Annotated in this window: 9 protein-coding genes; 7 read left to right on the top strand and 2 right to left on the bottom strand. The window is 35.5% G+C overall.

Annotated features, from left to right (window positions below):
* Positions 1-294 precede the first annotated feature (294 nt).
* From GJV76_RS10955 to GJV76_RS10940, 4 genes are all read left to right on the top strand, one after another.
* The gene (locus tag GJV76_RS10955) at positions 295-4,116 is read left to right on the top strand and encodes an efflux RND transporter permease subunit (RefSeq protein ID WP_155092660.1); all 3,822 of its coding nucleotides are present in this window, start codon (positions 295-297) and stop codon (positions 4,114-4,116) included.
* Positions 4,117-4,193: 77 nt separating this feature from the next.
* A complete protein-coding gene (locus GJV76_RS10950) occupies positions 4,194-5,690 on the top strand; it encodes a TolC family protein (RefSeq protein WP_155092659.1) in 1,497 nt (498 codons plus the stop codon).
* A 2-nt stretch (positions 5,691-5,692) separates the two neighbouring features.
* Positions 5,693-7,285, top strand: a complete 1,593-nt coding sequence (locus GJV76_RS10945) for an efflux RND transporter periplasmic adaptor subunit (RefSeq protein ID WP_155092658.1) — start codon at positions 5,693-5,695, stop codon at positions 7,283-7,285.
* Positions 7,286-7,318: 33 nt separating this feature from the next.
* Positions 7,319-7,918, top strand: a complete 600-nt coding sequence (locus GJV76_RS10940; RefSeq protein ID WP_155092657.1) for a DUF3347 domain-containing protein — start codon at positions 7,319-7,321, stop codon at positions 7,916-7,918.
* A gap of 60 nt (positions 7,919-7,978) precedes the next feature.
* Here the strand turns inward: GJV76_RS10940 and GJV76_RS10935 are convergent, their stop codons facing one another.
* A complete protein-coding gene (locus GJV76_RS10935; RefSeq protein ID WP_155092656.1) occupies positions 7,979-8,419 on the bottom strand; it encodes a hypothetical protein in 441 nt (146 codons plus the stop codon).
* A gap of 284 nt (positions 8,420-8,703) precedes the next feature.
* On the opposite strand from GJV76_RS10935, the gene GJV76_RS10930 reads away from it, so the two are divergent.
* On the top strand, positions 8,704-9,177 hold the full coding sequence (locus tag GJV76_RS10930) for a hypothetical protein (protein WP_155092655.1): 474 nt from the start codon (positions 8,704-8,706) through the stop codon (positions 9,175-9,177).
* A 284-nt stretch (positions 9,178-9,461) separates the two neighbouring features.
* Here GJV76_RS10930 and GJV76_RS10925 read toward each other — a convergent pair whose 3' ends face one another.
* Positions 9,462-10,313: a prephenate dehydratase gene (locus tag GJV76_RS10925; protein WP_155092654.1), complete on the bottom strand. Its 852-nt coding sequence runs from the start codon at positions 10,311-10,313 to the stop codon at positions 9,462-9,464.
* 322 nt (positions 10,314-10,635) lie between these two features.
* On the opposite strand from GJV76_RS10925, the gene GJV76_RS10920 reads away from it, so the two are divergent.
* Together GJV76_RS10920 and GJV76_RS10915 are read left to right on the top strand one after the other, a co-directional pair.
* A complete protein-coding gene (locus GJV76_RS10920; RefSeq protein ID WP_155092653.1) occupies positions 10,636-12,687 on the top strand; it encodes a tetratricopeptide repeat-containing sensor histidine kinase in 2,052 nt (683 codons plus the stop codon).
* A 391-nt stretch (positions 12,688-13,078) separates the two neighbouring features.
* Positions 13,079-13,678, top strand: coding sequence for a glutathione peroxidase (locus GJV76_RS10915; protein ID WP_155092652.1), 600 nt, complete (start codon positions 13,079-13,081; stop codon positions 13,676-13,678).
* The last annotated feature ends 25 nt before the right edge of the window (positions 13,679-13,703 follow it).

The raw sequence follows: 13,703 nt of genomic DNA, 5'->3' as shown, positions 1-13,703 counted from the left end.
TGTTTAGCCGGTATTACTTTATGGGCTAAAACAAACACCTTTAAGATTGAACTGTTCAATCTCTTAAATCCAATTTATTTATAAACCATATCGCAGTTTAGTTCACCTTTATTTTTAAAGATAAACTATGTATGTCTTGGTAGGCTATTTCTTTAGCTAAAGCTGGACATAGATTATTTATACTTTAATAATACTAAGTATTCTATCACTGTGGTCTTATAGCTCTATTGATATAGATGCTATAAAGATTGGTTTATTAAAAGAAGGTAATCAATTTTATAAAATCAATTTACTATGCTTAATAAAATCATTAAGTACTTTCTCAACAACCGCATAATAACCATCTTGTTATTGGTTCTTGTGGTTGTATGGGGATTAATCACTGCGCCTTTTAACTGGCACAACAATATACTTCCGAGTGACCCTGTTCCTGTTGATGCAATTCCTGATATTGGTGAGAACCAACAGATTGTAGCAACAGAGTGGATGGGAAGATCACCTAAAGATATACAAGAACAAATCACCTATCCTCTAACTACATCCTTACTTGGGATCCCAGGGGTGAAGACCATTCGCAGTAGCTCCATGTTCGGAATGAGTTTTATCTACATCATCTTCGAAGAAGACGTTGAGTTTTACTGGAGTCGTTCTCGAATACTTGAAAAGCTTAATTCACTTCCAGCAGGAACACTTCCTCAAGATGTAATACCTTCCTTAGGTCCTGATGCTACAGCATTGGGCCAAGTATACTGGTACACCTTAGAAGGGCGTAATCCTCAGACAGGAGAGCCTACAGGTGGTTGGGATCCTGACGAATTGCGCACTATTCAAGACTTTTATGCAAAGTACAGCTTAGCATCTGCCGAGGGAGTTGCTGAAGTAGGATCAATTGGTGGGTATATCAAAGAATATCAAGTAGAAGTCAATCCAGATGCCATGCGTGCTTATAACGTTTCGATAATGGATGTGATGACTGCTATACAAAAGAGCAACCTCGATATAGGGGCAGAAACTATTGAGATCAATAAAGCAGAATACCTTGTTCGAGGATTGGGATATATTAAAAGCGTCAATGACCTTGAAGAAGCAGTAGTAACTGTTCGAAATAGCGTACCTGTAAAGATAAAAGATGTTGCTTTTGTCAACTTAGGTCCTTCTACACGTCGAGGCGGTTTAGATAAAGAAGGTATAGAAGCTGTTGGTGGTGTTGTGGTTGCGAGATACGGCGCTAATCCAATGCATGTAATCAACAATGTAAAGAGTAAAATCGAAGAAATGCAAGCAGGATTGCCTCAGAAGACACTTGCAGATGGTACAATTTCTAAAGTAACAGTAGTTCCTTTTTATGATCGTTCCGGTTTAATACAAGAGACAATTGGCACCCTCGAATCTGCTCTTGCACACGAAATCCTTATCAGTATTATCGTTGTTATCGTGTTGGTTATAAACCTGCGTGCTTCGATTATTATTTCCAGTATCCTTCCAATAGGAGTACTCGCTACCTTTATCATCATGAAATACATGGGCATTGATGCCAATATTGTTGCCTTATCAGGTATTGCCATTGCTATTGGAGTTATGGTTGATGTAGGCGTCGTCTTTGTCGAGAGCATTATTCGGTATATGGAAGAAGAACGAGCTAAAGGAGTGGAGAGTCGCGGGCAGGCTTTTGTCAATCTGATTTCAAAAGCGGTATCAGAAGTATCAGGTGCATTAACTACAGCCATGCTAACTACCATAATCAGCTTCCTTCCAGTTTTTGCCATGGAGGCACAAGAAGGAAAACTGTTTAAACCATTGGCTTATACCAAAACATTTGCACTTACCTCAGCATTCTTATTGGGGATACTGGTATTACCAACAATTGCTTATTACGTGTATTCGGCTAAGTTTGACAGTAAAAAACTGCGCAAGATTGCCAATATAGTACTAATTATAGCAGGGCTTGGTGTCACTATATTCACGGGTAACTTAATCGCTATAGCTATAGTATTAGTGGGTATTAACAATTTATTTACTCCTAAATACAAAACAGAGCAACTTGCCAATTACATCAATATTGCCATTACACTATTAGTAGCTGTGTACTACCTTACAGTAGAATGGTTACCACTTGGTACCCAGCAAAGCACGAGCCTAAACTTTATATTCGTTATTTTGGCCATTGGCGTGATATTAGGTATTCTTTGGTTACTTGTTATTTACTATGAAAATATCCTAAGATGGGCATTAGCTCATCGTTGGAAATTCATGAGTATTCCACTTGTAACTCTACTGTTTGGAACCTTAGCTTGGCTTGGTTTTAATACCACCTTTGGCTTTGTGGCGAGCTCACTTGAAACTCTAGGATGGAAATCTGTGCGTGAGACGGCCTTTTGGCAAAAGTCTTCAGAGGTATTTCCTGGTATTGGTCAAGAATTTATGCCGAGTTTAAACGAAGGATCCTTCCTGCTTATGCCTACTTCAATGCCCCATACTGGTATTGAGCAAAACCTGCAATTCATAGGTACTTTAGATAAGCGCATTACAAATATACCGGAGGTAGAATTGACAGTTGGAAAATGGGGACGAGTAAACTCAGCCCTTGACCCTGCTCCTACACAAATGTTCGAAAATACAATCAACTATAGGTCCGAGTATATCTTAGACGAAAATGGAAAACGCCAACGATTCAAAACAACTAAAAAAGGCGAATTTGAATTAATAGATGGTTCAACTTACCATCCTGATAACGGGTTTAGATTAGTCCCAAAGGATAGTTTAATCATGGATGAGAATGGTAAATTCTTCCGTCAATGGAGACCAGAAATCAAAAAAGCGGATGATATCTGGCAAGAGATTGTCAATGTATCACATATCCCTGGGGTAACCTCAGCTCCAAAATTACAACCTATTGAAGCAAGACTTGTCATGCTATCAACTGGGATGAGAGCGCCTATGGGGCTTAAGGTATCAGGACCGGACTTAGAATCCATCGAATCTGGAGGAAAAGCATTAGAAGCGGCTTTAAAGTCCATTCCTTCGATCATGCCATCTACTGTATTCTATGACAGAGCTGTAGGAGCTCCTTATATAGAAATTCACCTAAATCGCCATAAAATGGCTCGTTATGGTGTTACAGTTGCAGACTTGCAAGAAGTCATTGGTACAGCCATTGGAGGAATGTCACTTACCACAACTGTGGAAGGCAGAGAGAGATTCCCGGTACGCCTGCGCTACCCAAGAGAATTAAGAGATAATCCTGAAGCTTTAGCTAAACTAATTGTCCCTACAGCTACAGGAGTACAAATTCCCTTAAGTGAAGTAGCCGATATTGAATATGCGAAAGGTTCTCAGATGATTCAAAGTGAGAATACTTTTCTACTGGGCTATGTCATCTTTGATAAAATAAGTGGTAAAGCAGAAGTAGATGTAGTACATGAGGCAGATAAGTTATTAAAAGAAAAAATAGCCTCAGGAGAACTTACCTTACCTAAAGGAGTGTCTTATAAATTCGCTGGAAATTACGAGCAACAAGAAAGAGCATCACAACGCCTTTTAATTGTGGTTCCCTTGAGTTTAATTGCTATCCTTTTAATACTGTATTTTCAATTCAAAACCATTACAGCATCACTGATTCACTTCTCTGGAGTATTTGTTGCATTTGCTGGAGGTTTTATTCTACTGTGGCTTTACGGGCAACCTTGGTTTATGAACTTCTCTATCGGAGATATGAATATGAGAGATTTGTTCCAAATGCACAATATAAATCTGAGTATAGCTGTATGGGTAGGTTTTATTGCTCTATTTGGGCTTGCGACAAATGACGGGGTATTAATGGGTACCTATATCCACGATACCTTTGTTGAGAGAGATCCACAGACAAAAGACGAAATCCGTGAGGCAGTTGTCTATGCAGGACTCAAACGTGTAAGACCCGCTGCTATGACTACTGCAACAGCTTTGATTGCCTTACTTCCTGTGATGACATCCACAGGTAAAGGAGCAGAAATCATGGTACCAATGGCTATTCCAACCTTTGGAGGAATGCTTATTCAGTCAATGACCATGTTTGTAGTTCCTGTATTTCAATGTTGGTGGAGAGAATGGGCCATAAGCAAAGACAAACGCAAATAAACAGTGTAATTCTCTGTTTTTGTCATTAATCATTCTGTGAAAACACACGGAAATTACAGATCTAAAAGCAACAAAAGATGAATAAAAGTAACATGTATATATATTTAGCTTCGGCTTTCTTAGCAGTGACCAGTTTCACTGCTAAAGCTGTAGCGCAAGAACAACCCAAGGACTCTTTAGCACACTATATCAATGTAGCTATCCAGAATAATCCTGCGATAAAATCACAGCACTTAGCCTATCAAGCTTTTGAAAAGAAAATTGATCAGGCAGGGGCTTTTCAAGATCCAGAATTATCACTTGGTTTTTATACTAAACCAATGGATATCGTAGGTGGACGACAAGTAGGTGATATCACTCTAATGCAAATGTTGCCTTGGTTTGGAACTCGTAAAAGTGCCAGACAAGAAGCTTCTCATATGGCACAAATGCAGTATCAAGAATACCTTGAAGGTAAAGAAACAACTGTGCTGCAAGTCTACTCTCAATGGTACATCTTACAGAAACTTGAACAACAACTCGAGAATGCAAAACAAAACAAAAGCTTGTTGGAACAGTTAGAGCAACTTTCACTCAAAAGGTTCTCTGCTCCTAGCTCATCAGGCACTAACAGTAGTGCTTCGATGAATACTTCACCCACTACCCCTACCACTTCACAAGGTGCTGCAAGTAGTATGGGAGGCATGAGTATGGGAGGCAATTCAAATACAAACGCAGCTACTGCAAAATCAACAACTACATCCAATAATGCAATGTCTTCGGGTGGTGGAATGAGTAGTATGGGTGGAAGCTCTTCATCGGGAATGTCTGATGTGTTGCGTATTCGATTAGAAGTTATTGAAATCGAAAATACTATTGAGAGTTTACAATCACAAATAAAAGCAGAAAAGGTAAAATTCAACGCTTTATTAAATAGAGAAGCAAACTGTGAAATCGCAGTAGATAAAAACATTGAGAAAGTTGATTTCCTAATAAGTGAAGACGATGTCCTTGACAACATCGCGGATAACAACCCAATGCTTGGTATGATTACAGAGCAAGGTTTGGCCTATAAAGCTAAATCAGAAATGGACAAAAAGATGAGCTATCCCATGATAGGTTTGGGTGTGCAGTATATGATTATTGGCAAGACCAATGACCCTATGCTTGCTATGGGAAGTATGAATGGGAATGACATGATAATGCCCATGGTAACCGTTACTCTACCTATATTTAGAAAAAAGTATAACTCTCAGCAAGAAGAAGGCAAGCTATGGTGGAAATCAAGTGATGAAAACTTACAAAATACACTAAATACACTTAAAGCTGAATACTATAGTTTCAAAAGCCAATTAGAAGACACCCAGCGTACTATCACCCTTTATGGCAAGCAAAGTACACTGGCAGAGACGACTTTTAATCTAATAGTCAAGGAATTTGTTTCCGGGAAAAGCGATTTGACCAATGTCATTCAAGTGCAAAGACAACTTTTAGATTATCAATTGAAAAAAGCAGAAGCTATTGCCAACTACAACACTTTGGTAGCTTCAATCAACAAACTAATGGCTGTAGGTAGTCATTCACAAAATCAATAATTATGGATAAAATAAAAAATATATTCAAAAATAATATCGTAAAATACATCTCTATTTTACTGATTGGATTACTACTTGGATGGTTAGTTTTTGGTGGAGCTGCTACCCATGAGCACAATGCAGAAGAAGCACCAACTACAGAAGCTGCTACTGTATGGACATGTTCTATGCATCCACAAATAAAAATGGACAAACCAGGTAAATGTCCTTTGTGTGCTATGGATTTAATCCCGCTTAAATCATCTGACGCGTCAGATGACACCATTGATGACAGTGCTATACAGATGTCTAAAGAAGCAGTTGCTCTTGCCAATATTCAAACCACCAGAGTGAGCCGAAAAGACCCTGTTAAAGACATACAGCTTTACGGTACGATTCAAGTAGATGAAAGATTACAACAATCTCAAACATCTCATGTTAACGGGCGTATTGAAAAACTAAATGTAAACTTTACTGGTGAGTCTGTAAGACAAGGACAATTGATTGCTACAATCTACTCACCTGAGCTTCTAACAGCTCAACAAGAACTTTTAGAAGCAGTTAAATTAAAAGACTTTCAACCCCTTTTAGTAGATGCAGCTAAAGAGAAACTGCGTTTATGGAAAATGTCTGAAAGCCAAATTAACAATGTGCTCAACACAGGTAAAGTTTCACCATACGTAAACGTATATGCCAATACAAGTGGTATTGTAGTTACCAAAAATGTCAGTGAAGGAGATTATATCTCACAAGGTTCTGTACTATATAGCGTATCAAACCTTTCTAAGATATGGGCGGTATTCGACGCATATGAAAACGACTTGCCTTTCCTGAAAGTGGGAGATAATTTAGAATATACATTGCAAAGCTTGCCAGGAAAAGTCTATTCAGGCAAGATAGCTTTTATCAATCCCATTATTGACGCTACTACGCGCACGGCCAAAATACGCGTAGAGACAAACAATGCAGACAATTTACTCAAACCAGAGATGTACGCTAATGCGCGTATAAAAGCACCGATGAAAGAGTACAAAAATGAAATGGTCATTCCCAAATCTGCTGTATTATGGACAGGAAAGCGCTCAATTATATACGTTAAACAACAAGGAACTTCCACACCAGCATTTTTGATGAGAGAGATTGTATTAGGTCCATCTCTTGGCGATAATTACGTGGTTATGTCTGGTTTGAATGACAAAGAGGAAATCGTTACAAATGGCGTATTTACCATTGATGCTTCTGCTCAATTGGAAGGAAAAAAGAGCATGATGAATAATGAAGAAACAGTACCTCAGACAGGTCATAGCGGACATGCTATGGATTCAGACAACCACAGTGAACATCAAAAAGGAGATCACGCCATGTTTAAAGTAGCTGGTAATTGCGGTTTGTGTAAAGAACGAATCGAAACAGCTGCCAAAACTGTTGCTGGTGTAATATCAGTAGATTGGATTGTCGATACAAAACAACTGCACCTAAATTACGATAAAAGCAAGACAACTAAACAAGCAGTCAGTCAAGCAATTGCAAAAATTGGTCACGATACAGAATTTCACAAAGCAACAGAAAAAGATTATGTAAATTTACATAGCTGCTGCCAATATGAACGATTATAAATTGAGTAAATTAACAAATAGAAGAATAACAATATGAAAAAAGTAATTTTTACGGTTGCTATACTTGCAATCTCATTTGCTTCGTGCAACGACAAGAACAAAAAAGAAGATCATACAGGACATGATCACAAAACAGAGCAAACAACTACTGATGCTAATCACCATCACGTAGCGGACACTACTGAGAGTGAAGGTACTGCTATTAAACAATCTGCAACTCTAAGTCCTATTTTAAATGCTTATTTCGAAATGAAAAAAGCGCTGCAAGAAGATAATTTAGAAAGCGCAACAAAAGCAAGTGAAAAACTTGTAACAGCGATTGAAGTAACACAATCTTTGCTTAAAGAAGACGCTGATAAAGAGTTGTTAGCTAAAATAGAAACTGACGCTAAAGAATTAGTTGCTGGAGATATTAAAGTAAAAAGAGCTCATTTTGAAACTTTGAGTCATAACTTAAAAGCGCTAATTCAATCCGTTGGTTCCGATAGAGTAGTTTACCAACAATATTGCCCAATGTATGAACAAAAAGGCGGTATGTGGTTAAGTGACGAAAAAGATCTTAAAAACCCACTATTTGGAGCTTCTATGCTTAAATGTGGGATGACTCAAGAGACATTTAATCCTGAGGCATAACAATTTTTCATGATGTGATTAAAAAACGGGTGTTGCAACAATTTGCACACCCGCTTTTGTTTATTTTTTAACCATTACAGGTCTAAGTCCCCCAAATATAAACTCTACTTCATCCTCACTGATTCTTTTAAATTCATAGAGAGTTTCAACTCCCATTGCAGAAATACTAAGTTTATAATAATCAGATTTATAAACCTGTTGAACTTCAAAAACGGAATCATCAACCTTTATAGTTTGTTCAATCATTTGTTTATAACACATAGCTCCTCCTATAAAAAAAACACAAAAATCATCAGGCTTAATTCTAAAACCAGAATAGTTATATTCACCATTATTTTTGTGAACCCAATCACCGTGTAACCACTCTGGGGTTTTAATCTGCTTTGATTTAGAAATTCCCTGCTCTGTTCCTTGAGCATTGCCTGACGAATTACTATCGTCAGAAGAACACGATACAACCATGAATAAAACCATAGTCAACATAAATATTCTCTTTATCATAACCATTAAATTTTATAACAGACTTAACAGCAATCCCCTAATTAAAAAAAATATAACTATAAATTACAAGCAAAGAGCGATTAAACACCATAAAACGGCTAAAACAAAAAACATCAACTACTTACTTTAAAACAACACAGATAGAGCAGAAAACTAAAACTCCTAAATTATAAAACTATTCCCCTACTTATAAACTCTTGAATTAAAACACCATTAATTCCCCCTATAATTTATAAGTTAAAAAGTAATACCTTTGAAAAGTACAAACTATTTAACCTATTACAATGTCGTTGAGATTCATCACCATAGTCTTATTATTTACAAGTATTAATACGTTTTCTTTCCAAAACAAAAAACCATGTAACAAGGCCTATCAGCACTTAGACGATGCAATCTTAAGTTTTGAAAAAGCCTACCGAACAGATCATTCAAAAGATTTGAGAAACTTCACCAATAAGGCTAAAAACTCTTTATTAAAAGCAATGAATGCTGCCAAAGAATGTGGATGCACAGATGCATTATCTGCCGCTTTAGATGGGGCAATTGAAACTAAAAAGGTAATGAAAGCAAACAACTTCGAAGATGCTCTTTACTATGTAAGTATGTCGAGAAATTATACCGAGGAGGCATTGGAATATATGAGTGATTGTCTTTTGGAATACGAAGTATTATTTGAAGGCAAAGTTTTAGATAGCCTTCCCCTACCCAAAGAACCGCACTCTATTATCGCTATAGATTCTCTTGGATGGGCAAAATAATTCGATACTATTATTGTGGAGCAATTGACGCAAGAACTTATAGGTATTGTCTGTTTAACCTCACCACTTTATTTAAACCTACTTTATGCTATAAAAGTCAAGACTACCACAATACATGAGTTTAGAACAATAGAATTAGTTGTTGTGTTACCTGATTATTTATATACAGTAAAAGCGATAGTGGACTACCGCTTTTACTATGGTTATTGAATATTATTTAACTCTATCGCTCACAAAGGCAATTACAGACAATAATCTCACTTGCAACACAAGTATTTCTATCTTTATTGATTCATGTCTTTATAAGTTGGACGCTTATCCTCCATATACTCTCCCAAGACATTCAAATACTGAGTCACCTCTTTGAGTTTTTCTAAAGCTTTGTAATACAAATCATAATTGTTGTTTGTCAATACAACATTTACGTGAAACGAATATTGAAATACAGTACCTGATAAAGGTACAGACTGTATTTTAGTTAAATTAAGCTCATGATTGGCCAGAATCTCTAATACTTTACTTAATCTACCTTGTTTGTGATCGGTATAAAAAAACAGAGTCGCTTTGTTGAAATCTTTGACAAGCATAGGTTGGGTACCTACCAAATAAAAACGAGTATAGTTGTCATATACATCGTGAATATCCTGGGCTAATATCTCTAAATCATACATTTGAGCAGCAAGTTTTGAGCCTATAGAAGCTACACCATACATTTGCTTTTCTTGGATATTTCTGGCGCAAGTAGCTGTATCATCCATAGCTAAACGCTGCCATGATTCATGCTTATCTAAAAAGTTTTCACATTGCAAAAGTGCCATTGGATGGGTTCTCACTTCTGTAATATCCTCTAACTTCTGCCCTTTTAAGACCAAAAGGTTGTGCTTTATAGGAAGGGCAATCTCACCTCCTATATAAAGCTTATTCTTAGTCATTAAAGAATAATTAGGCAAGATTGAACCTGCAATAGAATTTTCAATTGCCATCATTCCCAAATCTACCTTTTTATCAACCACCTGTCTTACAAGTGAGTTAAAGGTAGGACTATCGACAATTTCTACTTGTTCTTGTTTAAAAAAACGCGTTACGGCTTCATGGTGAAATGAGCCTTTAATTCCTTGAATAATTACTGATTTCATTATTAGTTTGTTTGGGGTTCGAATAAGACTACCAAAGTTATAAGATTAAATTAATACACAAGGGAGTAATCATAGCTTTTATTTACAGTGTAAACAAGACACGCATATTCGATTGAAAAGTAGAGTGAACAATAAGATTTTCAACTGCCACAAAAATAGCAAACCACTCTTATCTCTTTAATTTTAAGTTCGTAAAATAATAAACCTAATTCACTTGATTTAAAATATTTGAGAACAATTCATTTAAAATTAGGACCATATTTAAAACAGAATAGTCAAAATAACAGTAAATCTTAAAAAAAGCTAGTAAAAAGTAAATGATATGAATAAGTTATACCTTTACGCCTTAAAAACACCCAATATGCATTTTACTGGCAAATTATTCAATTTTCTTTTTTTAGCCCTTATCACAACTCTTGTGATTGGCTGTCAGCAAAATAAATCGACTCATCAATTAGATTTAGATTTTCTCTTTAAAATAAAACTTAGCGATCCTCAACAAGATTCAATTGCTAAGAATGTTGAACATTTAACCCAAAGAGCACTTACTTCTAAAAACACCCTAAAGGATCGAGAGTTAATCGACAGCGTGCTTGATCAATTAAGATGGACAGATGCTAAAGAATTTGTGACTTTAGCCCATATAGCAAAAAAAGATGCCATTAAAAGTAAAGACCAAAATAGACTTGCCTCTATCTACAATGACCTTGCTGTCTACTACCAAGATAAAGGACTTTACGATAGCGTTTATTATTACCACCTTCAATCGGAAAATATTTACAAAAAATTACAAGACAATTACGCAATTGCGGAGAATAATTTCTACCAAGGAATCTTATTCTACGAATTAGGTCTTCAAATAGAATCAGAAGTAAAAATAGCTAAGGCATTAAAATTATTAGAGAAAAAACCAAACAATCCTGTATATATGTTAGCCTTACAAACAATGGCTTATCACTACACGGATCAAAACAACTTAGATAAAGCAGAACAATATTTAGACCGAGCTTTTCAAGTATATCAAAGAATAAAAGATAACCCTAAGTTGATTGCTCAAAACAGAAAATACCTTTTCTTAGGTAATCTCTATGCTAATTATTCAATGATTAGTTATTTCAGAGAAGATTACAATAAAGCTGAAATATTTGCCCAAAAGGGGATTGAAGAAATACAGAAAAACTTCAACCCATTTATCTTCTCTTTTGTCAATATGGATTATCAACTCGCTTTATACAAACAAGGCAATAATCCCAATATTATAGAGGGGTTAATGATTTCCTATAAAATACACGACAAGCTTGATTACGATTTTTACAAAGCAGATCTTAGTATTGCTATAGCCCAGATATACCAGGAAGAAAACCAAAGTGAAAATGCAATAAAATGGGCTAAAAAATCGTATGATATTGCAAAAAAAGCTAATTTAAACCTGCAACAAAAACAAGCTATAGAGTTTCTCTTATTACAAGACTCTTCTAGTAAAAACTATCATTTAATAGAAGAACTAATCCAGTTAAATAAAGTATTGCATCAAAGAGAAAAGCAAACCCAAGAGAAATTTACTAAGATTGAATATGAAACTCTTTATATAGTCAATGAAAACAAATCCCTACGATTTAAGATAACGGTAATTATAACGGTGTCGATAGTAGTTTTTTTAAGTTTAATCTTTCTGTTTTTTTACACCAGAACAAAAGCAAAGAACATTGCTTTGAAAAATCTTGCAATTAAAAAGTCTATTGATGAAAAGATACTGAATTTGTTATTCTTAAATAACAAGCTACAACAAAGTTCAATCAATTCCGAACGCAACAGAATCGCCAATGACCTACACGATGGGGTGATTAATAGTATCTTTACCTTGCGCTTTAACTTGCAACAACTACAAAGCGATAACCAACAATTACAAGATTCCCTTGTGGGTGAATTGCAAAGATTAGAAGCAAAGATTAGAGAGATTTCTCATGAATTGGCCAATAGCAGCGCTTTCAATAAAAATTCATTCGAAGAGCTGATTACTCAGTTAGTCAAACAACAAAAAAATCCATACAACACAAAGTTTACTTTAACCATTGAAAGTGATGTTTGCATGGAATCTTTAAGCGTAGAAGAGAAAATAAACTTGTATTATATCTTAAATGAAATACTCGACAATGTCAATAAACACTCTCAAGCAATTAACTGTTTAGTGAATTTCTATATCATAGATAATCAGCTTATTTTAACAGTAACTGACGATGGAATTGGCATGGATAAAGAGCAATCAAGAGAACAGACTCTAAAGCATATTAAAGATCGCGCAAATATCATTCAGGCCAAACTAAATATCGAATCCAATAACCCTGTAGGGACAAAAATCACTTTGGAAATATAAGTTATACAAGTGCCTTGGAAATTGTATTTTTATATATTTATTGCTTATTATTAAAGCATATAAAGCTGTGAATCTATTTATACGCCCTCTACAAAAAAAAAGGTAAAAAGTCGCTCTTAACTGAATTAAAACTCAATGCCCCTTTTTATTTTATCAAAGAAAAAGTTTTGGATTTAAAAAAGGATTTTAGCCTTTCAGATATTCCTGTAAAGGCTTTTCAACTAGGATATCACTTTTATAAAAAACTATCGCTATCCTTGTACATTACTGGCTAAAAGGGTTTGAATTATATGAAACACAGTACACAAAACAATAACAATAAATCTTAAAACGTTAAATATTATACAGTTACATCAACAATTTGTATATTGACACTCAAACAAAGTAAAATATGAAAAAACTCTTAATCGCAGTATGCTTAATAGCAACTACCTCTTTCACCCTTGCAAACATAACACCTACTATAAACATTGAAATTATGAACAAACAAAAAACAGAAAAAACGATTTACCAGTTTAAGGTCAAAGACATTAATGGCAAAGAGTTTGACTTTGCAACTTTAAAAGGTAAAAAGATATTAATTGTAAACACCGCTTCTGAATGTGGATTGACTCCTCAGTATAAACAATTGCAAAGTTTATATAACGAATTTGGAGGGGAAGACTTTGTAATTGTTGGTTTTCCAGCCAATAACTTTGGTGCTCAAGAGCCAGGTAGCAATCAAGAAATTGCAACCTTCTGTGAGGCTAACTATGGCGTAACTTTCCCTATGATGGAGAAAATATCAGTTAAAGGAGACGATATAGCGCCTATCTATGAGTTCTTAACCCAAAAGAAACGCAATGGAGTAACTGATAGCCAAGTGGAATGGAACTTCCAAAAATACCTTATTGATGAACAAGGTCATTTAGTGAAAGTTATTAACCCGCGTATTTTACCTACAGATCCAGAGATTAAAGACTGGATAAAGAATAAAATTGCAGTAGAATAACCAAAGAATTGACGGGTTTGTTTGT

The organism is Myroides albus, from assembly GCF_009711045.1.
GTDB classification, from domain to species: Bacteria; Bacteroidota; Bacteroidia; order Flavobacteriales; family Flavobacteriaceae; genus Flavobacterium; species Flavobacterium album_A.
This window is presented reverse-complemented; position numbering and strand designations above follow the sequence as displayed.